Consider the following 26,108-nt stretch of genomic DNA (forward strand, 5'->3'; position numbering starts at 1 on the left):
ATAGCAAATAGTCGAGTTTAATTTTTCTTTTAACGCGTTCTCATCTAAACTATTGCAGCATATTGTTATCCTCATTTTTGCAGTCATTCGGAGTTTTCCAGTCATGTCATACCGCACCCTTTCCCAATTTCTACAACAACAAACTGGAAATTTAACACCCGAACTTGCTCAAGTGATTGAAACTATAGCCAATACTTGCAAAACAATTGACCAAACATTACAAAAAGGTGCATTGGCGGGCGTATTAGGCAGTGCACAAAATGAAAACGTACAAGGCGAAGAACAAAAGAAATTAGATGTTATTTCAAATGATTATTTAATTGAAGCGTTACAAAAACATCCTAATGTGGGTGGTTTGGCGTCGGAAGAATTAGACGAATTCACCCCTGCTCAAGAAAATGGTCAATATTTAGTCTTGTTTGACCCACTAGATGGCTCAAGCAACATCGACATCAATATGTGTGTGGGTACTATTTTCTCAATTTTACCTGCAAAACATGCCGTGACCCAAGCTGCAGACTTTATGCAAGCAGGTACACAACAAGTTGCTGCAGGTTATGTCCTGTATGGCCCATCTACCATGATGGCGCTCACTGTTGGTGCAGGCGTGGTATTCTTTACCTTTGACCCAGAAAGCCAAGAGTTCTTGGTGACTGCCGACAACATTCAAGTTGCTGCCGATACAAAAGAATACGCGATCAATGCTTCAAACCAACGCCATTGGGAAGCACCTGTAAAACGCTATATTGATGAGCTTTTGGCTGGTAAAACTGGGCCACGCGAAAAAGACTTTAACATGCGTTGGGTTGCATGTATGGTAGGCGATATTCACCGTATCCTTTGCCGTAGCGGAATTTTCATGTATCCATACGACTTAAAAGATCCGAAAAAAGCAGGTCGTTTACGTTTAATGTATGAAGCCAACCCAATGAGTATGCTCATGGAGCAAGCAGGCGGTGCGGCAACCACAGGTCGTGTGCGTATTTTAGATATCCAACCTACAGACCTACATCAACGTGTGCCTGTCATCATTGGCTCAAAAAATGAAGTCGATTTGGTCAGCAGCTACCATCAATAATTTTTAACAACAGCAGTCGGCCATTCGCTGACTGCTGTGGATTTTATCGCATGCCTACGATTTTTTTAGAATCAAAAGATAACCCGAAAATTAAACACTTACGTGGTTTAATTGAACAAAATAACTATCGCAAAAAACAGGGACAAACGGTACTTGAAGGTACACATTTGTGTCTGGCGTGGTTACATGAAAATAAAAAAATCAATTCGATTTTTACCACCGAACATGCACTAAGCCATCCTGACTATGAGCGTATTTTGGCTAAATACACAGGCGTGGTCTTTGTCATTGGCGAATCTTTATATAAAGATTTAAGCACTTTAGGCACTTCCCTTGCCTGTTTAGCCATTGTCGACGTGCCAAGTTCAAGCCAAGCTTTAGACTTTAAAGCAGACACACTGATTTTAGAAAATGTGCAAGATCCGGGTAATGTCGGCACCTTATTGCGCTCTGCAGCAGCAGCAGATATTGAACAAATTATTTGTACCAAAGGTTCTGCCTCACTTTGGTCGCCACGGGTGTTACGTGCAGGCATGGGCGCACACTTTAGCTTGCATACCTTTGAAAATATTGAACTCGAAGATGTCTTAGCACAATTTCAGATTCCTGTATATGTGACCAGTTCACACCATGCAGAAAGTCTCTATTCCAAAAATCTGCGTAAGGCTTGCGTCTGGATTCTAGGCAATGAAGGTCAAGGTGTGTCCGATTATGCCTTACAGCATGCAGAAGCGGTAAGTATTCCACAACCAGGTGGACAGGAATCTTTGAATGTGGCAATTGCAGGCTCAATCTGTTTCTTTGAAATGGTACGCCAACGTCTGTAAATGGTTAATTTATTTTAAAAAGACTAGCCCTGCAAAAAAAATAGATTAGACTGAAAATAATAACTTGCAATGTCAACCAAACCATTGTTTTTAGCGTTATAAAAATATGATGTTAAAAATAATGGTGGGTATCCAATGACAGGATTTTCCATCTCTATGGATTTAAACCCGAAGTCGTCACACTCGGAAAATTTGAGTGCTCTTAAGAGTACGGCTGAGCAACGTCTGAAGAATTTCATGCAAGACGTAACGGGGCGTGCCTTAGTGATGATGGAAAGTGCAACGCAAGGACAGCACGGCATTGCTATGGATTTGGTGCAAGAAGCCTTTATTTCCTTGCATAAATCTTATGCTGACAAAGCCACAGAGGAATGGTATCCCCTGTTTTACACCATTTTAAATAACAAATTACAAGATTGGCGTCGTAAAGAAGCTCGCCGCGCTCAACCGTTTTCATGGTTCAAAAAAATCAGTTTAGATGATGACGATGTTGAACAACTTGATATTGTCGATGAGCAAGCACTCAATCCTGCAGAGTTTTTAGATCAAGCTGTGACTGTAGAAGAAATTCAGGCAGCAATTGCGGGGCTTCCTGTGCGGCAACAACAAGCTTTTATGTTACGTGCTTGGGAAGGTTTTGATACGCAAACCACCGCACAAATTATGAACTGCACTGAAGGCAGTGTAAAAACGCATTATCACCGTGCTATTCAAGCTTTACGCAACAGTTTGGCACATATGAATCCGTATCTGGGAGGATCATCAGAATGAAACAAGATGATTTCTTAAAACAAGTGACATCTAAACTTGATGGATTGGCTCGCCACCATCAAGACAAAGCCGCGGTCATGAATCATGTCTTGGACAATATTCAAGACAAGAAAACATCGCGCTATGGGCTTTGGAAAATGTCAGGTTTTGCATTGGCTGCGGCAATTGCAGGTTTTGTGGTCTTGCCAAATTCAATGGAAATGACCACACAGCCGCAGAATCAAGCTGTATCTGTTCCTAAACTTTCTCCACAAATGGTGGAAGATTTAGAAATGTTAATGGTGTTGGGTGAGGACAAAGTTCCACATGGCAGCTAAACGAATTGTGATTGCGTGTTGTGCGCTCAGTTTTTTACAAACCAGTTTTGCAGGGTTTGAGCGTTTTTGGATTTTTTCCAAAGATGCAGATACGCAAATTTCAGAAACCTGGGAAACTCTTTCTGAAGAAGAACAATTGGCCTTAATTAAGCGCTATCAAAACTTAAAAGAAATTCCTGCAGAAAAAAGCGTAGCTTTGCAGCAGCGGATGGATTGGTTTACTCAACTGCCTGATAGCGAAAAACAAAAAATGCGTGAAACTTGGCAAAAAATGAGCACGCAAGAACGTCGTGAATTAGGACAACGCTTGCAACAAGCAACACCTGAACAACGACCTTTAATTCGTCAGGAATACATTCTTAAATATCAGCAGCCTGCAATGAGTCACTAATTTTATCTGTTCATGGATAATAGAAAGTACTTGAAGTCACCAATAACAAAAGCCTCATCGTGTAAAACAGATGAGGCTTTTGCAATAAAGAGTCGGTAGATTACGATTTTCTTGGACGTTGACGATAGAACGCCAATCCGATTAAACCAAACATACCCCAGAAACCTAAGCTTCCCCCACCGCCACCACTGGCTTCATAATTGGTATTTTTCGCTGTATTTTCTAAAGTAATGGTCGCTTCAGGCGATAATTCCAGTTCATGATCGAAAATCGTGTATTTCAGCTCATAATCAAATGGGCTAAAACTATTACGCACTTGTACCTGAATATTGCCTCCATAGCAGGTTTCACGTTCATAATCACCTGGACAAGGTGCTTTACGATCTGCCGTTAGCACCACGCTAGAAGGGGAAGGGTTATGTGTAAAACGAATTGCGAGCTCTTGTCCTGTATGGTCTCTATAGAATGCTGGTTTATTGGTATTTTCAGCTAAAGTACTGATTATGCCATCCCCACCATCGCTATCATTCAGCAATGGATTAAAACTCACTTTGAGGTCTGTACCATATTCAAGTCGTACACGATCATCTTTTGCAATTGGGGCAATATTGCTAAATTTACCTTCAAGTAAGCCCGAAGAATGCAAATTACTGTCCAATTTTGAGGTAATGGTGTATTTACAATACGCTGAATCGGTTGCTTCTGTGACTTTATCATTCAGTCGATACATCACAATCCGTTGCAACTGTGCATCCCATTCACATTTGAATAGTGGATCTTGGGTCAATTTATCGGTACTAAATGTGGTACCTGAACCCGAAATTGCACCAATCCCCAATACTTCAGTGCTAATGCTAAAGTTGTCAGAATTAAGCTGTCTTAACTGAACAAATTTCCCATCTGCAGTTGGTTCATCATGCTTTAATGCCATGGCAAATGGATCAACATAAATGGCACGATATTGCTGCTTGGCTTTGGTATTGGCCAACAAATCCTGCATCGTTTTCAAATCAGAACGCGATTGAGAAACGACCGAAGATGCAGCATCTTTACTTTGATCTATCGCTGACTGAATACGGTCAATTTGTTGCTGATAATTGGCAAATAAACTTTCATAAGAGACATTACGCAAGCTTTGAATATCGGCAGCGTTTAAGCGCATTACTTCTACCGAGCCAATTTCACAGGTATTTTTTGCATCAGGATTTAAAGTTAAAGTTGCATTACTCACCCGCGCCAAACCACGTTGTTCATAATCGCTACAACCCATGCTGTTTACATCAATCAAATCTTTCGCAGGGTCTGGACCTAGTTTTGGATAATACAACGGCAGGAATAAATTATAAGCAGATGGTTCTTGCAAGGGCTGCAATACTTGATCAAAGCTAAGCCCTGTTAAATCCAAATTTTTCGCACCGTCATAAGAATTATTTGCTGTTTCAGGTAAATCACACTCGCCTTGCTCTGTCGCTGAGCCCATTGTGACCAAGGCATTACGAATTGTGTTGATATTGTGCGCCTGCTCTAAGCTTGCAGGTAACGCATAACGACAAGATTTACCTTGGTTAAAGGCCAACATATTAAAAGCGAGATTAATGCGTGGATAATTGTCATAAAATAAAGTACTCCATGCTTTATTTTCAACAATGGTATTACTTTGCAAATACACCTGTGACAAAGTGCTAAGCGGATGATTTTCTGCATTACTTAAGTTAAAGATATGACCTTTGCTGGTATCAGCTTGGTTTTGTGCAATCGTACTGGCAGTCAACGCAAGATCTGGTTGGCCGCAAAGATCAAAAGTACTAAGACTATTTGCAGCACCATTTTTCACAATACTGCTGCGGTCAATTTTCACCATAGAGCGTGTATTGACCAAGTTGGCACTACAATCCATTGCCAACACACTACCTACTTTGGCTTGGTTCGCATGGATATAAGCATTTTCTAAATTGACTTGACGCTCCGCTTGATGAGCAACAACGTAAATTGCACCACCTTGTTCTGCATGCGAATTTTGAATTTCGACATTGTTCGCAGCTAATGGGCCTGCCACAAATAATGCACCACCCTTGCCTGCATCTGCAGGGTTTGCATTACCACCACCATGGGCATTCCCATTTTTTAGAATGACATCGTATAGCGCCACGCTGGCTTGGGTATCTGAAGTATTGATAATGCGGCTATTGCCATGTGCATTAATAGTGGTTTTTAACGATGCAATTGAAGGATAACGATGGGTAATCGGATCTACTTGGTTATAGTCGACCGCTGTCGCCCCATAAATACGCACCATAGATTGCGGGCGTAATTCTGAGTTTAAGATATATTCCCCAGCCTGCAACTGAATCATATCGGTTGCACCACGGTTGGTATTGCCTGCGCTACATCCACCGAACGCAATATTCTGCTTGGCCGCAACTAACGCTTCACGTAATGAACATTTGCTTAAGTCTTCACCATTTTGATCTTCAAAGGTCGTGACCTGAATCACACGATTATCTGCTGCCATAAGCGACATAGCAGACAGCACCATTATCCCTAATAGTGTTTTTTTATTATTTTTCATATTCATCCTTTATGCTTTTCTACGGCGTAAACCCAACAAACCCAATAAAGTCATTAATCCGTAAGCGCTCCATGCACCACCAGAAACTTTTATTTTATCGCTTTCCATACGATTTTCATGTTCTTGAATAACTTGGACTTTCACTTCCATATAAGGTGTTGTGCTGTTAAAGCGTGTGGTGCTGGTAACTAATTTAATTTTAAAGACATCTGCACCATGCCAAGCAGAATCTGGGGTATATACCAAATTCCCCAACTCATCTACGGTCAATTTTCCTTTAGAACGTGTATCGAGTTGCTCAATTTGCACACAACCTGCTTGCCATGCTTGGCCTGTCGGATTGTTTGGATAGACTTGATCACAAAATTCTTTAGGCACCAAATCACTATCACCCAACAAATCACTCACCGACATTTTAGCAATTTGACCCGCCAAAATATCTTGACCTATAAGCCCCATAGTTTCAGGAACCATCACCTCTATTGCACCACGGTCACATAAGGTAATATCTGACTGACGGTTTTTACCGCGCTGATCTGAAGCAGCACAACCGACTACCGTATTATCCCCCAGTTGTAATTGCCCCTGATTCAACACCACAGAATCTTTCAGGCTGTTATAACTGAGCAATACGCGTGGGCGCATAAAGCCCAAGAATGAGTTTTCAGGAACTTGATATGGACAAAAGAGTGCCGTTTTATCTTGACTGAGGGTTTGGCATGCACCTTCAAGCAGATTACCTGCAAGCACCGAATTTGCAGTCCATAGCGTATTTGGATAGTTGCTATCGCCTGCTCTACAGCCTGCGCCGACTAAATTATTTTGCAATCTTGTTGCATCTGAACCTGCTTGCACACAGTTTGCTGCAGTATTGACACTGACAGGATGTGGATTACCCAAAATCACACTATTGGCAATATAGGCTTTACCCAAAGGTGCGTTGAGATACACACCACGGCTGTTACCAATCAAGCTAATGTTATTGACACCAATATCATCCAGCACATTCATGACATAGCCTTCATTTGCAGTAAAAGTACTGCTCACGATCATATTCCCCATACTAGGAAAGGCTTTGATTTCTTCATCTGCCAAACTTGCTGCAGAATAGAGATTGGCTGAAGCAACTGATATGGTTTTGTTGCCTTTAAATACTGAAGTTGTAATCACAAAGCGGGGGAATTGCGTATAAATGACGCCACCTTCCTGCGCTTGGTTAGCTTCAAGCAAGCTATTTTTGATCTCAATAAAACCTGCAGGGATCTTCTCGTCAGTCATTTGTGCGAGGTTATAAATTGCCCCACCTTGATTGGCTACACCCTGACTCAGTTTCACATAGTCTAAAATTAAATGTTCATTATTATAAATCAGACCACCTTGTTGCTGACGACAGCGTTCCTCACCGCAGCCCTGTAAAGTTAATTCTTTTAAAGAAACTTTTAAGAAACGATCCTTGCTATCTTCAATGTGGAAAATTCGCTCATTGCCGCGCATCTGAATCGTGGCATTATTCAAACCTGGGGCAGTTTTATCATTCAGACTACTGTCATAGGTGGTTTTAATTTCAAGGTTTTCTGTAATTTTAAGTTGAGTATCAATTTGATAGACGGCTTTCTTTTCTAATAAAATCACACTTGAGGCATTTTTGCCGCCACAGCCCAAATAGCCTTCTTCAGGCATGCCTAAATTAATATACTCAATGGCTTCACGCAAAGAACATTGTTGATCATCTGCTTTGGTGTCAGCAGTGGTGGTGACAATGATATTACTACTATATGCATGACCTGCGATAAACAGCATACCAATGCCGATGCTCTGCTTGAGCATAAGCGTACTCCTTGTAATTTTCTTTGTTTTTTTTCTTCTTTAGTTGCAAATTCCCTGCAACTTCGAATTATTTTCCGAATAATTTGGCATAGCTTGCGCAAATTCTCAAGTAATTTTAATTTTTACCGATATTCGTCAATTAAAGCATAAATCTGACGCAGGTTTGCGCCACTTAATTTCGTTTTCTCTCCTTTAAGTAATTGCACCAACTGTTCAAGGCTTTGCAGCAAAATCGAGGTCTGCTGTGGGCCATGTAACAATAAGTAATCAATAATTTGTGGGTCGATGATAATCCCGCGACGCTCTAACACGGAACTCACTAAAGCTTGTCGGTCTGCATACAAACTGCCTGAAGGCACTTTAACACTCACTGCCTGCGTCAAACGTGATTGCAAATCGGGCAATTCAAGCTTTAATTCAATCGGTGCAAAACGTGATGAAAACACCAACTGACCACCAACCTCATTGCTGTAATTGATTAAGTGAAACACCGCACGTTGCCAATGTGGTACACCACTAATCGCTTCAATATCGTCTAAAGCAACCAAATCATAACGGTCTAAAGAGGTAATTGCTTCTGTTGGGGCATCCAATAATTCAAGTAAGGATACTTTAATAGCTGATTTGCCAATTTCTAAATAGGAATCACAAATTGCAGACAATAAATGACTTTTGCCTGTACCCGCACCACCATAGACATAAAAGCGATTGACCAATCCTGCATGAAGCTGTCGAACTGCATCAATCACATGCCCCCAACCTGGACCAGAAAAATCACTGATCCGTGCATCTAATTGAGGCTCGATATCTAACTGCAGTTGACGCATAGAATTGTAATCACCTAGGAGTTTTGCTGATCTGAGGGCTTTATCTTACTTGATTTTTCAGTCTGTTGCAGTGAATTTGCTGACTGAGGATCAAGCTCAATATCAATATGAACTTGTGCTGTATCAATGCTGATGTCACCCGATGCACCATCTTCCGACACCACCACAGGTTGCCCATACAAATAACTTTTTTCGTAAAAATCACGTAAATGACGCAGTAAAACCACAATCACCGCTGCTACAGGTAAAGCAATCAACATCCCCATGAATCCAGCCAGTTGTGCACCTGCTAAAACAGCAAACACCACCGCGACTGGCGAAAGTCCGATTTTATCACCCAATAAAAACGGTTGTAGAATATAGCCTTCCACCGCCTGTCCAATCATAAAGACCACAAGGACTAAAACCAATTGCATCCAGTCAATGCCAAATTGTAGGAAAGTGGCAATAATGGCTGCAACAATCCCTACAGCGAAACCTAAATACGGAATAATACTAGCAAGTCCCGCTACCATCCCAATAATCAAGCCGACTTCTAAACCAATCAGTTGCAATCCAGTCGCATAAACGACGCCCAACAAGATCATCACCAAAAACTGACCTTTAACGAAAGCGCCTAACACACTGTGACATTCTTGTACCACAGCCAACGTGCTTTGCTCATAAGGACGCGGAATTAAGCGGCGCAGGCTGTCGAGCATACGCTGCCAGTCGAGCAAGAAATAGAAAGCAATAATCGGAATCAGCACCACGGTGCCGCCAATTTGAATAAAATTCAGACCAGACTGTGCGACACGCAATAACATGGCTTGAATACTATCGGCGCTATAATTGGTTTGCACATAATCCATGACGATGCTGCTCATGTGCGAGGTATCAATTTCCATTTCTTCAATATTGAAAGTGGATGATACCCACGGCAAGAAGGTCGAATTGATCCAGTTAATACCGACAGGAATACTGTCACGCGCAATCATCAACTGCTTCCAAACCAAAGGAATGATGTACCAAACTGCCAAAGTCAGCGCGATGCCAATCCCAATAAAAACCAAACTGATAGATAGCCAACGTGGCAAACCGACTTTGCAAAATTTTTCAACCAATGGGCTAAATAAATAAGCCATGAAAAATGCAACAACAAAAGGAATGACAACCGGTTTTAATAAGTACAGCACCCAAAGGAGCAGCACTATCCCAGACAGGATAAAAATGCGACGCAAGGTACGATCGACCATAGAAATTCGCCTTTTTTCAGTTTATTCGTTATAGAAGTTAAAATATTTGAATAAAGATAGCATTTTAGCGCATAAATAACATAAGAGTTTCGTATATTCAGGTATAATCGCCCCGCGAATGCGGAGACTTCATTATGAGCAACTCAACTTCTACCCCAACCACTGGTTTAAGCTATAAAGATGCTGGTGTCGATATTGAAGCGGGCGACGCGTTAGTCGATCGTATCAAATCTGTCGCTAAGCGCACGACTCGTCCTGAAGTGATGGGTGGATTAGGCGGCTTTGGCGCACTTTGTAAAATTCCGAAAGGTTATGAAGAACCTGTGCTCGTATCTGGCACAGACGGTGTAGGAACTAAATTACGTTTAGCGTTGAACCTAAACCGCCATGACACAATTGGTCAAGATTTGGTGGCAATGTGTGTAAATGACTTGCTGGTGTGCGGTGCTGAACCTTTATTCTTCTTAGACTACTATGCAACAGGTCACTTAAATGTAGACGTTGCAGCCAATGTTGTTACAGGAATTGGTAAAGGCTGTGAGCTTGCAGGCTGTGCGCTTGTAGGTGGTGAAACTGCTGAAATGCCAGGCATGTATGAAGGTGAAGATTACGATCTTGCAGGCTTCTGTGTGGGCGTGGTTGAGCAAAGCAAAATTATTGATGGCTCTAAAGTAAAAGCTGGTGACGTTCTGATTGGTGTCGCTTCTTCAGGTGCACACTCAAACGGTTACTCTTTACTTCGTAAAATTTTAGACGTAAAAAATGTTGATTTAACTCAACTGGTTGATGGTCGTCCACTGGCTGACGTTGCCATGGAACCAACACGCATTTATGTCAAATCAATGCTTGAACTGTGCAAACAAGTTGATGTGCATGCTATGGCGCACATTACGGGTGGCGGTTTACCAGGTAACTTACCACGTGTATTGCCAAATGGTGCGCAAGCAGTGATTGACGAATCATCTTGGGAATGGCCAGAACTGTTCAAATTGTTACAACGTGAAGGCGGTGTAGAACAGTTTGAAATGTATCGCACCTTTAACTGTGGTGTAGGTATGGTTGTTGTTGTAGATGCCAACGATGCAGACAAAACAGTTGAGCTTCTCAACAGCCTTGGCGAAAAAGCTTGGGTGATGGGTCGTATTCAAGACAACGCCGAATCCGTTGAAGGCGCAGATGAAAAAATTCGCGTAATTTTTGCGTGATTTGACTCAGATGATCAAAATAGCTGTCCTCGTTTCAGGCAGCGGAAGTAACTTACAAGCCCTGATAGATGCCAATCTTTCAGGGCAAATTGTTGGGGTTATTTCCAATAAGCCTGATGCTTATGCTTTACAACGCGCTCAACAAGCAGGGATTCAAACTGCAGTGATTGAGCACAAACAATATCCGAGTCGTGAATTATTTGATGATGTCATGCATCAACAATTACTTGATTGGGATGTTGATTTGGTTGTTCTCGCAGGCTTTATGCGTATTTTAAGTGCCAAATTTGTGCATGCTTGGGAAGGTAAAATGCTCAACATTCATCCTTCACTCTTGCCGCATTATAAAGGCATGCACACCCATCAACGTGTACTCAATACAGGCGATACTTTACATGGTTGTACCGTGCATTATGTCACTGCTGAATTAGATGCAGGTCAAGCACTGGCACAAGGTGTGTTGCAAGTAAACATCCACGATGATGCCGAAAGCTTGGCGAACCGTGTGCATGTGTTGGAGCATTTGATTTATCCGCAAGTGGTTGAATGGATTTGTAACGGAACCATTCAGCACACTGCGCAAGGTGTGATGTATCGCCAACAACTGATACAACAACCTGTGCAGTTTTGCAATTTTTAAATATTCTTTAAGTATGTAGCTTTTGATATATACGAAAAAACGCCTGTTGATCAGGCGTTTTTTATGGTTCGTATTTGGTTCAGACTGAATTAAACAGAAGCAGCTTTACTCTGCTGTGCTTGAATCAAATCTTTAATCAACTGCACCGTCGCTTCAGGTTTTTCTAAAGGGAACATGTGTCCACCTTCAACCACCTGATAAGCAATGTTGAATTTCTTGGCGGTAATTTGTGGGAAACCTGCTTTTAAGAACGGCCCTTTTTTTGCAATCACCAATTCTGTCGGCACTTGCAGTTTTGCTTGCGGTAACCACCACAGTGATGGATTGGTTCTAAAAATATTGACCTCGTCCATTTTTGGAATGGTCAATTGTACCCCGCCTCGTACATGGTCATCAGTCAAAGCATGCTCGATATAAGCCTGAAAACAGTCGGCATCAAAATCTTGATAAAAACCTTTCGGACGCAATAAGTCTGCTGCTTGCTCACGACTTTCCCAATGATCACGACGGCGCAAAGACAAAGACGCAGGCGACAGTTGATCTACTGCTTTAAGCTTAAACATTTTGGCAAAATGTAAAAACACCGATGCTTTACCCATAATTAAAGGTGGATCAAGCATGATCACTTGTTCAAATAATTCAGGGCGTTGTAAAGAGGCTTGAAACGACAACACTGCACCTAAAGAATGCCCCAACGCAATCACTTTACGTCCCTGAGCTTGACGCACAACACTGTCAATCACTTGTTGGGTTAAGCTTTGCCAATGATTATCAATCGGATAACGCTTATCTGGCCCCAACAAAGGGACGTAAATCACATCGTAATCATCTTTAAGTAAATCAAACAGTTTTTGATAAACCTTCGATGGCACGCCATTGGCATGCGCAAAATGAATCAGTGGTTTCATTGTAATTTCGCGTTTTGCTCAGTCTGAATATGTTGAGATAAAGAAGTGGCAAAGCCCTCTCCCACTGCTGCCCCCATACGACCCAACACAGAGTCTAAAGGACTGTGTTCAATGGTATAGTTCACTGTTTTATCTAGGTTTAAATCACGCTTCAGGCTATTTAAACTGCCAATCTTATCGGCAATGCCTAAAGTCACGGCTTGCTCACCTGTCCAGAACAGACCTGAGAAAATCGCAGGATCTTGTGATTTCAGTTTCGCGCCGCGTCCATCTTTCACTGCTTGAATAAAGTGGCCATGCACATTATCTAATACGGCTTGCACATGTTTTTTCTGTTCAGGATCAACAGGTTGTGTCATCGACAATAAGGCTTTATTTTCACCTGAGGTCATAGTACGATCTTCCACACCCATCTTCTGCATTAAACCGCTCAGCCCATAATTTGGCATAATCACGCCAATTGAACCCACCAAACTTGATGGATTGACAATAATTTCATCTGCAGCGGAAGCAATGTAATACGCACCTGAAGCGCCAGTATCGCCAATCACGGCATAGAGTTTTTTCCCTTGATGCTGTTTTTTCAGATATTGAATTTCTTGCCAGATTTCATCTGACTGCACAGGTGAACCACCCGGAGAATTAATATTTAGCACCACCGCCTGACTGTTGCTGTTTTCATAGGCTTTTTTCAGTGACTTGATGGTGTCATTGCTGTTCACACTTTGCTTATCAGATGCAATTGTGCCAACAATATCCACCACCGCGATATGTGGACTCGCTGCCGATGGATTCGTGGTCGTGGTACTGCACCCTTTGCCCATTATCACCAACAGTAAAAATATATAAGCAAAAGTTAAAAACTTAAAGAAAATCCCCCAACGACGTGCACGACGTTGTTCTTCAACTGAAGCTAAAACAGCTTTTTCTAATAGTTTCCACTCATTGCCTGTGGGCTGCTGTGCTTGTGGAGATATTTGTTGTGATTCATTTTGTGGTTTTGGTGGCCAATCGGACATGAAACAATCCAAAAAATAGTAAATTTGCTCCATTATATACACGGAATTGGCAAAAACTGTCTAAAGCCTGTATTTTCTCCTATAATATTTTACATCTTTATCCTTTCTATCAATTGATGCTGTCGTTATGACCGAACCTGCACCGACAACGGCTTTATCGCGCCTGCTTGATTTTGTCAGTCGACAACCTTTAACAGTTGCGCGTTTTTTTGCAAAATCTTTGGCTTTTTTGGTCAATACACTGCGTTTGAGTAAAACCTCTCAAACCATTCAACTCAATCTACAAATTGCGCTTCCTGAGCTGAACTCACAACAACGCGAACAGATTATCCAGCAAGCAATTCGTAACGAACTGACCTCTTATTTTGAGTTTTTTCATATTTGGGGATCAAGCAATCAAAAAAATATTCAAAGAATCCATCAGGTACATGGTTTAGAACTATTACAAGATGCACTGGCTGCACAAAAGGGTTTGGTCTTAATTGTGCCGCATTTTGGCACTTGGGAAATTATGAATGCGTGGATCGCTCAATATACGCAAATGACCATCATGTATAAACCTGTCAAAAACCCTGCGGCAGATGATTTTGTGCGCCAAGCACGTAGCCGTGAACAGGCACATTTAGTCCCAACAGATGAATCTGGGGTACGTCAAATTTTTAAAGCACTCAAACAAGGCGGAACCACTGTCATTTTGCCAGACCATACCCCAAATATAGGTGGTGAGATGATTCCTTTTTTTGGTATTCCGTTGGAATCGAGTAATTTAAGCGCCAAATTGATTCAGAAAACTAAAGCAAAAGCTTTGTTCTTATATGCGTTAAGAAATGCAGATCAAGGCTTTGATATGTATATCGAAGCGATAGATGAGCACATTTATCAGTGTGATGCCAATGCAGGGACAGCTATTATTCACCGTGCAATTGAAGATTTGATCCGTCGTTATCCTACACATTATCACTGGAGTTATAAACGCTATAAAGCCCATCCAGATTTACGCGGGGTCTATCATAAACCTGTGCAAGAAGCCTTGGCAGATGTGCAGGCTGTACGTGCCCAGACACAGAACCAAACTAACGCTGCAACCACAATTTCTGCTGCCGATACGGCTGTATAAGCATACGCTGTTGTGCATCTACAGAAAAACGTACGCTGCCCTGTTGTATGGTGTTCATGAACGGAATATTGAGCACAGCTAAGCGTTGCTGAACTAAAGAACTAGGATGTCCATAACGATTATCAAAACCTGCAGATGCCACGGCCAATTTGGGTTTAAAATGTGCTAAAAAATCATAGGCAGAACTGTGCTTACTCCCATGATGACCCAAAATTAACACATCTACTTTTAAATCAGGATATTCCTGCAACAATTGATATTCAGTTGCCCAACCTGCATCGCCCATCACTAAAAAATGCTGATATGGCTGTGCGGATGGCACTGAAATATACAACACACATGACAACTCATTTTGTTGCTGTGCGGCATAGGGTAATTGACTCGGTTTAGGAGATAAAACTTGTATCTGTACCTGATGTGGTAAAGACCACTGTTGCCCTTGCTGACACAAATTAAACTTGCTATTTACTGCCACATCTACGGTCTGATTGGCAAAGACATGCTGAATATTGACTTCATTTTGCAAATGAGGAAATGCACCACTATGGTCTTGGTCTAAATGACTTAAAACCACCAAGTCCAGTTGTTTAATACCATGCACCGCTAAAAATGGACGTAAAATTTGCTGTCCAATACTAAACTTACTTTCATCATAAGAACCGCCCACATCAATCATCATGTTGTAATGACCTGAACGTAAAAAAAGCGCTTGCCCCTGCCCTACATCCAGTACGGTCAATTCAAATGGTTGTCGTTGGCTATCGACTATAATCAGTGGAACAAAACATAAGATTGCCCAAGTTTTAGGCAATACCGATTGTGGTAAAAATAGCAGAAATAAGCCTAAACATAGACAGACATACACCGCTGCAGACATCGACAAAGTATGTAACCGTGGTACAAAAACGGTTTCCATCCCCCGAAAAATCAAGCGCAACAAAGCCATAGCTAGATCATTCAATTGAAACAGTATTGACGCCAAGGGTTCAAAAATAAAAAAGCAAATTCCTGCCAAAACATCTAAAGGCACGATCAGCATACCAATCAATGGAATTGCGATGATATTAATAAGCGGTGCAATCCACGCCACTTGTTTAAAAAACACAATCACCAAAGGAAATAAGGCAATAAAAATTTTCCATTGCGACTCGATTAGAATTTTGCTGGCATGTTTCAGTTGCTGCCAACGATTCAGCTCTATACGTGGTTGCGCACTCAAGCTCTGATAAATACGCAGTAGAATAAAACAGGCCCCGTAAGACAGCCAAAAAGCAGCAGACAGTACACTTAAAGGATCAAACCATAATAATAAGGCAGCACTATAAATCAGCAAGGCAAAGCCTTGAAGCTTCTGCTTCAGCACTAACATTACTGTCACTAGACTGCACATCAGCAAGGTTCTTAATGCAGGAATTTCAAAACCGACAAAGGCGGTGTACAGCAATACACAACTTAAAAATGGCAACATGAGCAAGTATTGTTTAGGCATCCACAAATACCAATGCGGACGGTAATACCTAATCAGCTGACGTAATGCCCAACATAGCATGCCTGCAAAAATCAGCACATGTGGCCCTGAAATAGCCAATAAGTGGCTAATTCCAAAACGCTGAAACTGTGCTTCAGTTTCTGCATCTAATAGGCTTTTATCTCCTGTGAGTAATGCAAGAATTAAACCTTGATGATGCAAAGGTTGCTGCTGAATAAACAGTCGAATTTGATAACGCTGCTGTTCAATCCATAATCGAAATTTTGCCCATAGCGTCTGTTGGGCACGCCAATGTTGTGTAAACCCCATGGCATAAATTTGTTCAGCCGAGATAGGCTGAATCTGCTCAACCCGAAAACCACTCATAATATTTTGCTGTAAATACCACCGCTCTACATCAAATGCACCTGCTGTGGCATAACTATGCGCAGGGCGAATTTTTCCACTTAATTTGTAATAGTGTCCAAGTTCTAAATTTTGCTCTTGATCTACCTGAGTTTGTGCTAAAGTTGCTAACCATGTCACTGTTTGAGGATGTCGGTTTAACACCTCAACCCTTTGTGAAATGCTGTTGTCATTTAGCTGATTTAACTGTCTGACATAAACCACGACTTCAGCAAATTCAGGTTGTAGTTCACGCCATTGCAAACGCTGCTGCATCTGCGTATCCGCATAGATCAAACCGAAAACAAGACTCAAAACACCTGCCACTCCTACATTCAAACATTTCCAATAGATTGAAGATAAGCGAGCTTGCAACAAGTATTGCACAACGATACTGCATAAAATCAGTAAAACCATTGCACTAGGCATGGAAGTCAATGAATGTATTGGAAAAGAAGAAGAACGTATTCCGACACAGGCGATCCCAATCACCCAAGCCAGACCAATCAATTGCAGCATGAATATTAAACTTATTATTTTTATTGGCATGCATCATAAAGCCCACCGAAGTGGGCTTCAACAAAACAATCTTATTCCAGCAATTGCTATTTTAAACGCAATCGCTTTTGAGCGGCTTTACGAGCTATGCCCCTAAGCATCTACCCAAACACCATCTTGCATGTGCAGAATGGTATCGGCAGATTTTGCCAGTTCTTCATCATGGGTCACAATCAGCATCGCCATGTTAAATTCACTGCGTAATTCACGCAGCAATTCAAAAATTTTAACTGCAGTTTTGCGGTCTAAGTTTCCAGTAGGCTCATCGGCAAGCATGAGTGCGGGTTTCGCCACCAACGCACGTGCCAATGCAACACGCTGACGTTCCCCTCCAGAAAGCTCACCAGGTTTGTGGGTTAAACGATGCGACAAACCGACACGCTCAAGCAGATACTCTGCCTGTGCCTTCACCTCTTTATAGTTCGTGCCTGCGCGTAACATTAACGGCATCGCCACATTTTCAAGCGCACTAAACTCAGGCAGCAAGTGATGAAATTGATAAACAAAACCGAGGTATTGATTACGCAAATAACCGCGCTCAGCTTCGCCTAAATTGTCAAAACGCTGCCCATGTAAAAATACTTCGCCTGTGCTTGGACGGTCTAAGCCACCCAACACATGCAATAAGGTACTTTTGCCCGAACCACTCGCTCCGACAATCGACACAAACTGCCCTTGCTGAACTTGTAAATCTAGACCACGAATCACTTCAACAGTGGTTTTGCCATCGGTAAAGTGTTTAGAAACTTGCTTGGCTTCCAGAACAATCTTACTCATAACGCAATGCCTCTGCTGGTTGAATTTTCGCGGCACGTAATGCAGGGTAAATCGTCGCCAAGAAACTTAAAATTAATGACAAGCTCACAATCACCACCACATCTTGCCATCTTAAATATGAAGGTAAGTAGTTGATAAAGTAGGCATCAAATAAGTTTAGCCCTAATACATTATTCAACCATGCAATAAAGCCACTGATACTGGACGCGAAAATAATCCCCAAGATTGCACCTGAAACCGTACCAATAACCCCAATGACCGTACCTTGCACCATAAAAATTTTGGTAATCGTGCTTGGTGATGCACCCAAAGTTCTTAAAATCGCAATATCCGATTTTTTATCGGTCACGACCATCACCAAAGACGACACGATATTAAATGCAGCCACCAAAACAATTAGGAATAACAATAGGCTCACCATTGCCTTTTCCATTTGAATGGCGCTAAACAAGTTGCCGTGCGTATAAGTCCAGTCCGAAGCATAAAAATTGGCAGGTAGCTCTTGCACAATATCTCGAGATACTTGTGGTGCAGCAAAAATATCATCCAGTTTTAAACGTACACCTTGCGCACCATCGGGTAAACGCAGCAAAGTCGAAGCATCATTCAGGGCGATATATCCCATCATCGAATCGACTTCTGCACCAATACTAAAAATACCAACCACTTTGAAGCGTTTAAAACGCGGTACAACCCCTGCAGGGGATGGCGTTGCTTCAGGTAAAACCAAGGTGATGCTGTCGTTTAAACCCAAACCCAAGGCATCAGTCATTTGTTTGCCCAAAACAATACCGAACTCACCCTTTTTCAGATTGTCGATACTGCCTGCAACCATGTGGTTTTGAATGATGGATACTTTCTTTTCGTATTCGGGTTCAATTCCCGTGACCATAATGCCCGACACTTGCCCTTGTGCAGTCAACATGCCTTGCAATTGCGTAAATGGTGCAGCACCAACAACATGCTTATGTTGCTCAACTTTCGTTGCAAGTTCTGGCCAATTTGTTAAAATTTGTGTTGATGAAACAGTGGCTTGAGGTATCATGCCCAAGACACGATTTTTTAATTCACGATCAAAACCATTCATCACTGAAAGTACGGTAATGAGGACGGCAACACCCAAAGTTAGACCGATCATCGAAACTAAGGCAATAAAAGAAATAAAGTGGTTACTGCGCCGAGCGCGCGTATATCTCAACCCTATATATAGCGAGATTGGTTTAAACATACCATCAAGTCCGAGGTAATACATTATGGAAAATTTACAGCATCAAAGCGTCGCGTCTGAACGTCGTGTCATGTCACGAATTGATGCTGCCCTGAGAATCAATTACCAGATCATTTCTGACGATGTTGCGCTGAACGACCCTTACGATGCTAATTTTGTTTTACCGCGTTATTTTCTACTACTCGCAGAATTAGATCAATTTGATCATGCATTAAACTACGAATTAGAACAATTAACTGAAAAAGATCAACAAATTGCTCGAATCTTATCCTTATTCAACCAAAAATTAAACCTTATTACAGGGTCTTTATACGATGCAATTGTACAAAGCATGTTACCTATCCCTGAACAGGTCAATTTTTCAGAAAGTGGTTTCAGTTTTTATAGTGAACGTGAATTAAACACGGGCAGTTATATTCATGTCACGCTCAGCCATCCTGAAAACTTTTTCCATATAGCCGCAACCGCGCAAGTGGTTTACAGCCGTGAAGAAGAAAATGGACAATATCGTACTGGGGCGTATTTTATTACTCTACACCCTCAAGATCGCGTCAAACTTGCAGAAGCCGTTGCTTTAAAACAAGCATAATCTAAGAAATAAAATAAATCATTTCTGCATGTTCGCGTATATAAAATCACGTGGATAACGCCATCTTTGCATATCGTTAGGATGGTGTTTTGATTTTCTGAGCCAATGCCCGACTTGCTTTAAGATCACGATAAAAATACAGCACTAAGCCTGACAATAAAACCAAAGCGCCCACAAATACCATGACCGATAAAGCTTCTTGATTGAATAAAGCACCAATCAACAAAGCAATCATTGGCGTCATGACGGTGGTTAAAGATAAGGTGGTCGCCTGAATATTCTGCACCAATTTAAAATAACAGAACATTGCAATCAAAGAAGCCATGATCACGGTATAAAGTAAAGCTGCGATAGATTTAAGACTCGGCAAACTAGTCGGTACATATTGCCAAATAAACGGCACAATACATAAAGCCGCAATGGTTGATACCAAAATCGAGCCAGTTGCCTGTGCTACAGGTTCAACTTGCGCATTAACTTTTTTCACCCAGAAAATAGACATGGTGTAGGTCAATACACTAAACAGCATTAAAACAATACCCAGAGGATGCACATGCTGTGTTTCGCCGCCAAAGCAGATGATGCCAAGCCCTAAAATGGACACTGTCATTCCGATCCATTGAATACGTGCCAAATGCAACTGAAACACAAAACGACCAATCAAACCTGCTATGATGGGGGTCAGACCAAACATCAGGGCGATAATGCCTGAGCTTAAATAAGCGGTGGCAATGTAGGTGAAAATTTGTGAACCGATCAGACTAAACGAACCTGCCAAATAACTATGCCACGCTTGTAGATGATGTGGAAATTTCACTTTTAACAGCAGCAATAAAATAATAGCTAAGGGCAAAGCAATGAAAAAACGTAGCACCAAAGCCCAAAGCATGTGTAAATCTGACACACTCCAGACAATTGCCAAAGGTGTTGTTGCCCAAATGAAAACCAATAAGGCATAGGTCATCATAATATTGGTTTTAGAAGGCATGCGTGACTCGTATTAAGCAGTTTTACGTTTTTGCTTTTGGATGGTTTGATCTAGACTACTTGAAAACTCACGTTTATCACGTTCTGAAATAGGTGCTGGCCCACCTGTTTGTACGCCTGCACCACGCAAAGTATCCATAAAATCACGCAAATGCAGACGCGCTTTCACATTGGCAACAGTATAAATTTCACCACGTGGATGAATCGCTATTCCGCCCTTTTCAATCACTTGTGCCGCTAGTGGAATATCCTGCGTGATCACAATGTCGTGTTCCTTCATGCGATCTACAATTTCCTGATCGGCGGCATCGGCACCATGCATCACTTGAATAGAGTTAATCCGTACCGAAGGCGTAATCCCGACCGATTGATTGGCAACAAAAGTGACTTCAAGTTGGTAACGATCTGAAGCACGTAAAATGACTTCTCTTAGAATTTTAGGTAATGCATCTGCATCAACCCAAAGTTTAAATGGCAGCACTGTGCAACCCTGATAATAATATGCGACTAGTGTATCAAACTCATTACATTGCAGTATGTTTAAAATGCTCAGAATTGCATGCTAAAGTGTAGATGGATGTGATTTTGTTTCTGCTGCATCGCTGTCCACAATCTGTACAAATGCAGTGGCATTACATGAAATTTCAGCCAAAGACTTGAAAAATCGAAATAACCCTCGATCTAAGAGTAAAGAAAAGAACCCAACATCTCAAAGTGCTTATGAACAATCAAAATAGACCAGAAATCATCCGCATTGAAGATCAGAACTTCGGCAGCCATGTTGAACATTGGAATTTACTCACGGATGAACCCTGCACCGAAGTTCCAAAATGGTTAGGACTGGCTCTAGATGCACCAATTATGCCAATGGGTTTATGCCGCCAAGAAGCAGAAATGGATCAAAGCACATGGCTGATTCAAGGCCCAAGCAAAGAGGCAATTCAATTGACACAAGTGATTGCGGTTGAAAATAACAAACCACAAGCTGTAAAAACGGCTTTCCCTTGCTTTGAAAGTCCTTACAAAGTTGAAGCTAAAATTGAACGTATCATTAGCTGCAAATCTAACACTCAAGCGGTGCTTCGACTCAATTTAGGCAACAACAGTATTGTCTATGCTTTTGACAGTTTATACAGCGTCAACCATCAACAATACCAAAAAGATCAAACCTACTGGGTGCATTTAAACGCATGGGCGTATGAACTTGAAGCTGTTGCTGAAGGCGAACAATTGGTGGTCGATGATCCTGCGTCAATTAAACACCATCGTGCGCTGAATGATATTTTAGCAGCCAATGATGGTGTTGCACCTGCCAATCTGCAAGAACAAATTGACGCATGGCAACCTAAGTCCGAAGATGACAAAGCACCTGTAACGGTGGATTTTTCTAAAATGGTCGCATATTTATATGGCGAAAATATCGGTCAGGAAGATGAAGCTTGGTTTCAGGGCAATGTTGTTGGTAAAACCAGTTTTGAATTCATGAATCAAGCCTATACTGTTTATGATGTCACTCTAATTCATGATGAAAATCAGCCTGCGATTTTAATTCGTCTTGCAACTAAAAATCCTGCGCACCAAAACTTTGAAATTGGACAATACATTCGTGGCAATATTTGGATTCAAGCCAATATTCACAATATAAAACAGTAGTTTATTAAAAATAAACCTCAAAGTAGCTGTCTAAATAATAAATTCATATTCATCATCCCCCCATCCTCGCCTTCTCCTCAGGGAGAAGGAACTTTCAATACTTATTTCACTGATGGCTTATAATCAATTTTTGATTGTTAAAAGCGTGCTATTGATAGTATGAATATATTGATGCTTATTTAAGCATTTTAAATTCAAAAAAACGCAGTTATCCACAGCTTTAAATTTATTATAAATTCAAAATCAACCATATTTTAAATCGAATATGTGGATAAGTTATTTTAAAACCCAAACATCTGCACCAAGCACCGTAGATAATCTGAAAGCCTTGAGTGGTGCGGATTTTAAAAATCAACACAGAATTAATTCATTATTGGCAGATATTATATTTAAAATAAAATTAGTACTTTATTTAATCAATTTTTTATGCTAAAAATATAGCCGTATTTAAATATTTAACGATAAATAGATCATCGGAAAATAATATCTATGAAAATCGTGCAAGAAGAAAACTTACAGCATGTAGAACATCAACTTGAGCAACGCTATCAGCTCGACCCGATGTCTTGCCTATTTTTTGCATTAGGCATGCTGCTCTCCGCCTACGGCTTACACTATTTTGTGTTCTGAGTTTCACTCATCAACAAGCCTCTATGACTTTTCACCTATTTCTATAAAAAAACCCAGCTAATTCAGCTGGGTTTTTGCTTTTTACTACTATCAATTAACCGTGACGTTTTGCAAAGTCATCCATAAAGTTAACCAAAGCTTGTACGCCATCTAATGGCACTGCATTATAAATACTTGCGCGCATACCACCTACAGAACGGTGACCTGCCAAGTTCAACAAACGGTTTTCTTCAGCTTCTTGCAAGAATTGTTTTTCCAGTGCGGCATCAGCCAAAGTAAACGGAACGTTCATAATTGAACGGTTTGCGCTATAAATTGGATTCGCGTAGAAATCGCTTGAATCGATATAACCGTATAATAATTTCGCTTTTTCTAGGTTAGCTTGATGAATCGCATCTACACCACCGTTTTGCAATAACCACTCAAACACTAAACCAGACAAATACCATGCATAAGTTGCAGGTGTATTCACCATGGAATCATTTTTTGCCTGTGCTGAATATTTCAAAATGCTTGGAATTTCAGGCTTGGCTTGATCAAGCAAATCTTCACGTACAATCACAATGGTTAAGCCTGCTGGGCCAATATTTTTTTGCGCACCTGCATAAATCAGACCAAATTTAGATACATCTAAAGGTGCAGATAAAATGCTTGATGAGAAATCACATACCAACGGTTTGTCTGTTTCTGGAATATTGGCAAACTGCAAACCACCAATTGTTTCGTTATCTGCATAATGCACATAGGCAGCATCGGCAGATAAGTTCCATTGGCTTTGTTCGCTAATGGCATGCTTACCTTCAATCTGAATACCCGCTTCAACGACATGAATATCGCCATAGCGCTGCGCTTCTTTTAAGGCTTTTTCAGACCAAATACCCGTGTGGATATAATCTGCCTTGTTGTTTTTACCCAACAAATTCAATGGAATCGCAGAGAATTGTAGCGATGCACCACCCTGCAAGAACAATACTTTGTAGTTCTCAGGAATATTCATGAGTTTGCGCAGGTCTGCTTCCGCTTTTTCAGCCATGGCAACATAGTCGGCACTACGGTGGCTCATTTCCATGATCGAAAGACCTTTGCCATGCCAGTCAAGCATTTCAGCTTGAGCTTTTTCAAGTACGGCAGTCGGTAATGCTGCAGGACCAGCACAGAAGTTGTACGCGCGCATGATTTTTCCTTTCAGAGTGAAACACAATAAAATGATGGCATTTAACCATATCTGGCAGGGTCTTGCACAAAATTATTTCAATCTATGAGCCAAGATAGAGTCAAAAAATCAATGTAGATTCGAGGGATAAATTTACTAAATCAAAAAAAGAGGTTGAAATGTGTGCGACAATATCTGTCGCAAATTGATCAAAAAAACCACCCTTTACTCCTAATTAAATGATATTTTAAATAAATATTAAAGGAGAAATAAACAATGACAACATTCCTCAATCACTTTAAGGTAGATAAAAATTTACTTGAAGTTGACTTCTTTGACCCTAATCTGGAAACAGATACTCGCTTATACATTGATAGTTATTATTTAACTCGTTGTGAGAACATACATTCCAAGTCTGCTCTGACTACTCAGCAAAATTTTATGAAATGTTTAATGGAAGCTCTTAAAGAAAAAGATGAAATTAAAGCAAGAAAATTATGCTCCCATTTTCCTGAGCCCAAATATACTGGCATTGGTGCAACTAAAGAAGGAGTAAATGGCAAAGGATCACACGATATTAAAGTTGAATATATACTCACATGCTTAAAGTCTTCTCAGGCAGCTCAGACAGGCTTATTAGAAGATCTTGAAGAATTAATATTAGTTGCAGATGGTATAGGTCCGGACACTATTTCAGATATAACGACTAGGGTCTGTTGACATTTCATAAATGGCTTGCGCTGTAGGCTAAAACTGAGCAGATCAGGCATGAAACGCAAGGAATAGCGAGATTATTGCTAAGTTTCATAACACAATCTGAGAAAGTTTTAGCCACAGCCTTTCAGGGCGAGCATATTTTTTGCTGCTATTGCGTTATGTGCCAGTCATTTAAAATGACTAAATTTCCTGTCCCATGCCTTATAGCAGCTAAAAAACCTTGCGAGATATATCTCTCATGCCGCAAACATAGACGAATTGTCAACAAACCCTAATATTTGCTTTAAACATTTTGCAGAATATACATTAGAACAATGTGAAAAATTAGGTATAGAAACGACTGAAACAAAAGAGGCTATTCATTTCTTTTGTGCAATCGATAACGAATGGAAAAAATCAAAATTTTCACTTCCTCACGCTCCTTGGGGGCCTAATAAAGTTGTTGGACCTGTAATTTTGTTACCTCAAAATATCTTGGAATCTATGATTAGCTATAAAACTAATTATTTTTTCACTAATATTAGACCTCTTGCGAAAGTAAAAAATTGTTTATACTCATCTCATGAAATATGAAAATTTAACAAGATTTAATGATGAAGAATTTAAACGACTTGTTGGAGTTCCTCGTCCATTATTCTTAAAAATGGTATCAGTGTTACAACATGCTGAACTTGCCAAGAAAAAATCTGGAAGACCTCATTCGTTGTGTTTAGATGATCAATTGTTGTTAACTTTAAATTACTTACGCTGTTATAGAACTCAAATTGAGTTATCCGCCGACTATAACCTAGCTGAAAGTAATGTGAATCGTACGATTCAGAAAGTTGAAAATGCTCTGATTCAATCACGGATTTTCGCATTGCCGAAAAGGAATCAAAAGTTTAATGAGGGGGATTATGTAATCGTTGATGTTACTGAGTCACAGATTGAGCATCCCAAAAAAACAAAGAAAATTCTATAGTGGTAAAAAGAAGAAACATACGCTAAAAACACAGGTCATTTTTAACCCCCAATTAAAGCAAATTGTAAGTATACAGATTGAAGATGGCAGAAAACACGATCTGAACATTGCGCGTAAGCATTTGAAGGAGATGATTATTTATCCGGCGGATTCAAGCGGCAAGTGCAACAGTATAAAAACCAGCCATAACTTCACTCGGTGTATACCAACCTAGTGTTTTTCTAGGACGATGGTTGAGTGCAAATTCTATC

Annotated in this window: 26 protein-coding genes and 2 pseudogenes; 15 read left to right on the forward strand and 13 right to left on the reverse strand. The window is 40.8% G+C overall.

The genetic code is table 11. The features are described from left to right. The first annotated feature begins 103 nt into the window (after positions 1–103). The 5 genes from HYG89_RS01065 to HYG89_RS01085 all read left to right on the forward strand — a co-directional run bounded on the left by HYG89_RS01065 (position 104) and on the right by HYG89_RS01085 (position 3,384). Entirely contained in the window at positions 104–1,078 is a 975-nt protein-coding gene (locus tag HYG89_RS01065; RefSeq protein ID WP_178865688.1) for a class 1 fructose-bisphosphatase, read from the forward strand. Positions 1,079–1,128: 50 nt separating this feature from the next. Further along, complete coding sequence (locus HYG89_RS01070; RefSeq protein ID WP_178865691.1) at positions 1,129–1,905, forward strand: RNA methyltransferase; 777 nt, start codon at positions 1,129–1,131, stop codon at positions 1,903–1,905. 156 nt (positions 1,906–2,061) lie between these two features. Continuing rightward, positions 2,062–2,676, forward strand: a complete 615-nt coding sequence (locus HYG89_RS01075) for an RNA polymerase sigma factor (RefSeq protein WP_004971803.1) — start codon at positions 2,062–2,064, stop codon at positions 2,674–2,676. Continuing rightward, the gene (locus tag HYG89_RS01080; protein WP_004971804.1) at positions 2,673–2,993 is read left to right on the forward strand and encodes a hypothetical protein; all 321 of its coding nucleotides are present in this window, start codon (positions 2,673–2,675) and stop codon (positions 2,991–2,993) included. Before HYG89_RS01075 ends, HYG89_RS01080 begins: the two co-directional genes overlap by 4 nt. Further along, complete coding sequence (locus tag HYG89_RS01085; RefSeq protein WP_004971806.1) at positions 2,983–3,384, forward strand: DUF3106 domain-containing protein; 402 nt, start codon at positions 2,983–2,985, stop codon at positions 3,382–3,384. The genes HYG89_RS01080 and HYG89_RS01085 overlap by 11 nt, the downstream gene beginning before the upstream one ends. 100 nt (positions 3,385–3,484) lie before the next feature. On the opposite strand, the gene HYG89_RS01090 is transcribed toward HYG89_RS01085, so the two are convergent. From HYG89_RS01090 to cxpE, 4 genes are all read right to left on the reverse strand, one after another. Further along, entirely contained in the window at positions 3,485–5,905 is a 2,421-nt protein-coding gene (locus HYG89_RS01090) for a CSLREA domain-containing protein (RefSeq protein ID WP_256733909.1), read from the reverse strand. A 57-nt stretch (positions 5,906–5,962) separates the two neighbouring features. Next, on the reverse strand, positions 5,963–7,780 hold the full coding sequence (gene rbtA, locus HYG89_RS01095; protein ID WP_178865696.1) for a rhombotarget A: 1,818 nt from the start codon (positions 7,778–7,780) through the stop codon (positions 5,963–5,965). A 122-nt stretch (positions 7,781–7,902) separates the two neighbouring features. After that, positions 7,903–8,607 (reverse strand): DnaA regulatory inactivator Hda, encoded by a 705-nt coding sequence (gene hda / locus HYG89_RS01100; protein ID WP_004971812.1) that lies wholly within the window; start codon positions 8,605–8,607, stop codon positions 7,903–7,905. A gap of 14 nt (positions 8,608–8,621) precedes the next feature. Then, positions 8,622–9,842 (reverse strand): chloramphenicol efflux transporter CxpE, encoded by a 1,221-nt coding sequence (cxpE, locus tag HYG89_RS01105; RefSeq protein ID WP_178865699.1) that lies wholly within the window; start codon positions 9,840–9,842, stop codon positions 8,622–8,624. Between the two features lie 134 nt (positions 9,843–9,976). Here cxpE and purM point away from each other — a divergent pair, with 134 nt between their 5' ends. Together purM and purN are read left to right on the forward strand one after the other, a co-directional pair. Further along, the gene (purM, locus tag HYG89_RS01110) at positions 9,977–11,047 is read left to right on the forward strand and encodes a phosphoribosylformylglycinamidine cyclo-ligase (protein WP_178865701.1); all 1,071 of its coding nucleotides are present in this window, start codon (positions 9,977–9,979) and stop codon (positions 11,045–11,047) included. Positions 11,048–11,057: 10 nt separating this feature from the next. Next, positions 11,058–11,687, forward strand: a complete 630-nt coding sequence (gene purN / locus HYG89_RS01115) for a phosphoribosylglycinamide formyltransferase (RefSeq protein WP_178865704.1) — start codon at positions 11,058–11,060, stop codon at positions 11,685–11,687. An 89-nt stretch (positions 11,688–11,776) separates the two neighbouring features. On the opposite strand, the gene HYG89_RS01120 is transcribed toward purN, so the two are convergent. Beyond that, positions 11,777–12,595: an alpha/beta fold hydrolase gene (locus HYG89_RS01120; protein WP_004971819.1), complete on the reverse strand. Its 819-nt coding sequence runs from the start codon at positions 12,593–12,595 to the stop codon at positions 11,777–11,779. Further along, on the reverse strand, positions 12,592–13,614 hold the full coding sequence (sppA, locus tag HYG89_RS01125) for a signal peptide peptidase SppA (protein WP_004971820.1): 1,023 nt from the start codon (positions 13,612–13,614) through the stop codon (positions 12,592–12,594). Before sppA ends, HYG89_RS01120 begins: the two co-directional genes overlap by 4 nt. Positions 13,615–13,741: 127 nt before the next feature. Between sppA and HYG89_RS01130 the strand changes: the two genes are divergently transcribed. Continuing rightward, entirely contained in the window at positions 13,742–14,731 is a 990-nt protein-coding gene (locus tag HYG89_RS01130; protein ID WP_178865707.1) for a lysophospholipid acyltransferase family protein, read from the forward strand. Here the strand turns inward: HYG89_RS01130 and HYG89_RS01135 are convergent. Further along, the gene (locus HYG89_RS01135) at positions 14,688–17,123 is read right to left on the reverse strand and encodes a DNA internalization-related competence protein ComEC/Rec2 (protein WP_178865710.1); all 2,436 of its coding nucleotides are present in this window, start codon (positions 17,121–17,123) and stop codon (positions 14,688–14,690) included. The two genes, HYG89_RS01130 and HYG89_RS01135, sit on opposite strands and share 44 nt — an antisense overlap. Between HYG89_RS01135 and HYG89_RS01140 the strand changes: the two genes are divergently transcribed. Then, positions 17,032–17,259, forward strand: coding sequence for a hypothetical protein (locus HYG89_RS01140; RefSeq protein WP_154648271.1), 228 nt, complete (start codon positions 17,032–17,034; stop codon positions 17,257–17,259). The two genes, HYG89_RS01135 and HYG89_RS01140, sit on opposite strands and share 92 nt — an antisense overlap. Here HYG89_RS01140 and lolD read toward each other — a convergent pair. Both lolD and HYG89_RS01150 read right to left on the reverse strand, forming a co-directional pair. After that, positions 17,256–17,939, reverse strand: coding sequence for a lipoprotein-releasing ABC transporter ATP-binding protein LolD (gene lolD, locus HYG89_RS01145; RefSeq protein WP_178865713.1), 684 nt, complete (start codon positions 17,937–17,939; stop codon positions 17,256–17,258). The genes HYG89_RS01140 and lolD overlap by 4 nt on opposite strands. After that, the gene (locus tag HYG89_RS01150) at positions 17,932–19,167 is read right to left on the reverse strand and encodes a lipoprotein-releasing ABC transporter permease subunit (protein WP_104853304.1); all 1,236 of its coding nucleotides are present in this window, start codon (positions 19,165–19,167) and stop codon (positions 17,932–17,934) included. The genes lolD and HYG89_RS01150 overlap by 8 nt, the downstream gene beginning before the upstream one ends. 25 nt (positions 19,168–19,192) lie before the next feature. Here HYG89_RS01150 and HYG89_RS01155 point away from each other — a divergent pair, with 25 nt between their 5' ends. After that, positions 19,193–19,756: a PilZ domain-containing protein gene (locus HYG89_RS01155; protein ID WP_004971830.1), complete on the forward strand. Its 564-nt coding sequence runs from the start codon at positions 19,193–19,195 to the stop codon at positions 19,754–19,756. 76 nt (positions 19,757–19,832) lie between these two features. Here the strand turns inward: HYG89_RS01155 and HYG89_RS01160 are convergent, their stop codons facing one another. Both HYG89_RS01160 and HYG89_RS01165 read right to left on the reverse strand, forming a co-directional pair. Continuing rightward, complete coding sequence (locus HYG89_RS01160; protein WP_178865716.1) at positions 19,833–20,744, reverse strand: DMT family transporter; 912 nt, start codon at positions 20,742–20,744, stop codon at positions 19,833–19,835. Positions 20,745–20,756: 12 nt separating this feature from the next. Then, a complete protein-coding gene (locus HYG89_RS01165) occupies positions 20,757–21,224 on the reverse strand; it encodes a YaiI/YqxD family protein (RefSeq protein WP_004971836.1) in 468 nt (155 codons plus the stop codon). A 239-nt stretch (positions 21,225–21,463) separates the two neighbouring features. Between HYG89_RS01165 and HYG89_RS01170 the strand changes: the two genes are divergently transcribed. After that, on the forward strand, positions 21,464–22,396 hold the full coding sequence (locus HYG89_RS01170) for a hypothetical protein (protein WP_019837949.1): 933 nt from the start codon (positions 21,464–21,466) through the stop codon (positions 22,394–22,396). Positions 22,397–22,885: 489 nt separating this feature from the next. Continuing rightward, positions 22,886–23,026 carry a hypothetical protein gene (locus HYG89_RS01175; RefSeq protein ID WP_004971840.1) on the forward strand — a complete coding sequence of 47 codons (141 nt, stop codon included), beginning with the start codon at positions 22,886–22,888 and terminating at the stop codon, positions 23,024–23,026. Positions 23,027–23,120: 94 nt separating this feature from the next. Here HYG89_RS01175 and serC read toward each other — a convergent pair whose 3' ends face one another. Further along, positions 23,121–24,200, reverse strand: coding sequence for a 3-phosphoserine/phosphohydroxythreonine transaminase (gene serC, locus HYG89_RS01180; protein ID WP_004971842.1), 1,080 nt, complete (start codon positions 24,198–24,200; stop codon positions 23,121–23,123). A 255-nt stretch (positions 24,201–24,455) separates the two neighbouring features. Between serC and HYG89_RS01185 the strand changes: the two genes are divergently transcribed. From HYG89_RS01185 to HYG89_RS01195, 3 genes and pseudogenes are all read left to right on the forward strand, one after another. Continuing rightward, the gene (locus HYG89_RS01185; RefSeq protein ID WP_004971845.1) at positions 24,456–24,899 is read left to right on the forward strand and encodes a hypothetical protein; all 444 of its coding nucleotides are present in this window, start codon (positions 24,456–24,458) and stop codon (positions 24,897–24,899) included. Between the two features lie 255 nt (positions 24,900–25,154). Next, positions 25,155–25,469 (forward strand): hypothetical protein, encoded by a 315-nt coding sequence (locus HYG89_RS01190; protein ID WP_035310653.1) that lies wholly within the window; start codon positions 25,155–25,157, stop codon positions 25,467–25,469. Beyond that, a pseudogene (locus tag HYG89_RS01195) lies at positions 25,459–25,987 on the forward strand (transposase family protein); the annotation flags it as partial. The gene HYG89_RS01190 and the pseudogene HYG89_RS01195, both read left to right, overlap by 11 nt. Positions 25,988–26,008: 21 nt before the next feature. On the opposite strand, the pseudogene HYG89_RS01200 reads toward HYG89_RS01195, so the two are convergent. After that, a pseudogene (locus tag HYG89_RS01200) lies at positions 26,009–26,108 on the reverse strand (IS30 family transposase); the annotation flags it as partial.

Origin of the sequence: Acinetobacter sp. SwsAc5, assembly GCF_013391485.1 — a bacterium.
GTDB lineage: Bacteria > Pseudomonadota > Gammaproteobacteria > Pseudomonadales > Moraxellaceae > Acinetobacter > Acinetobacter towneri.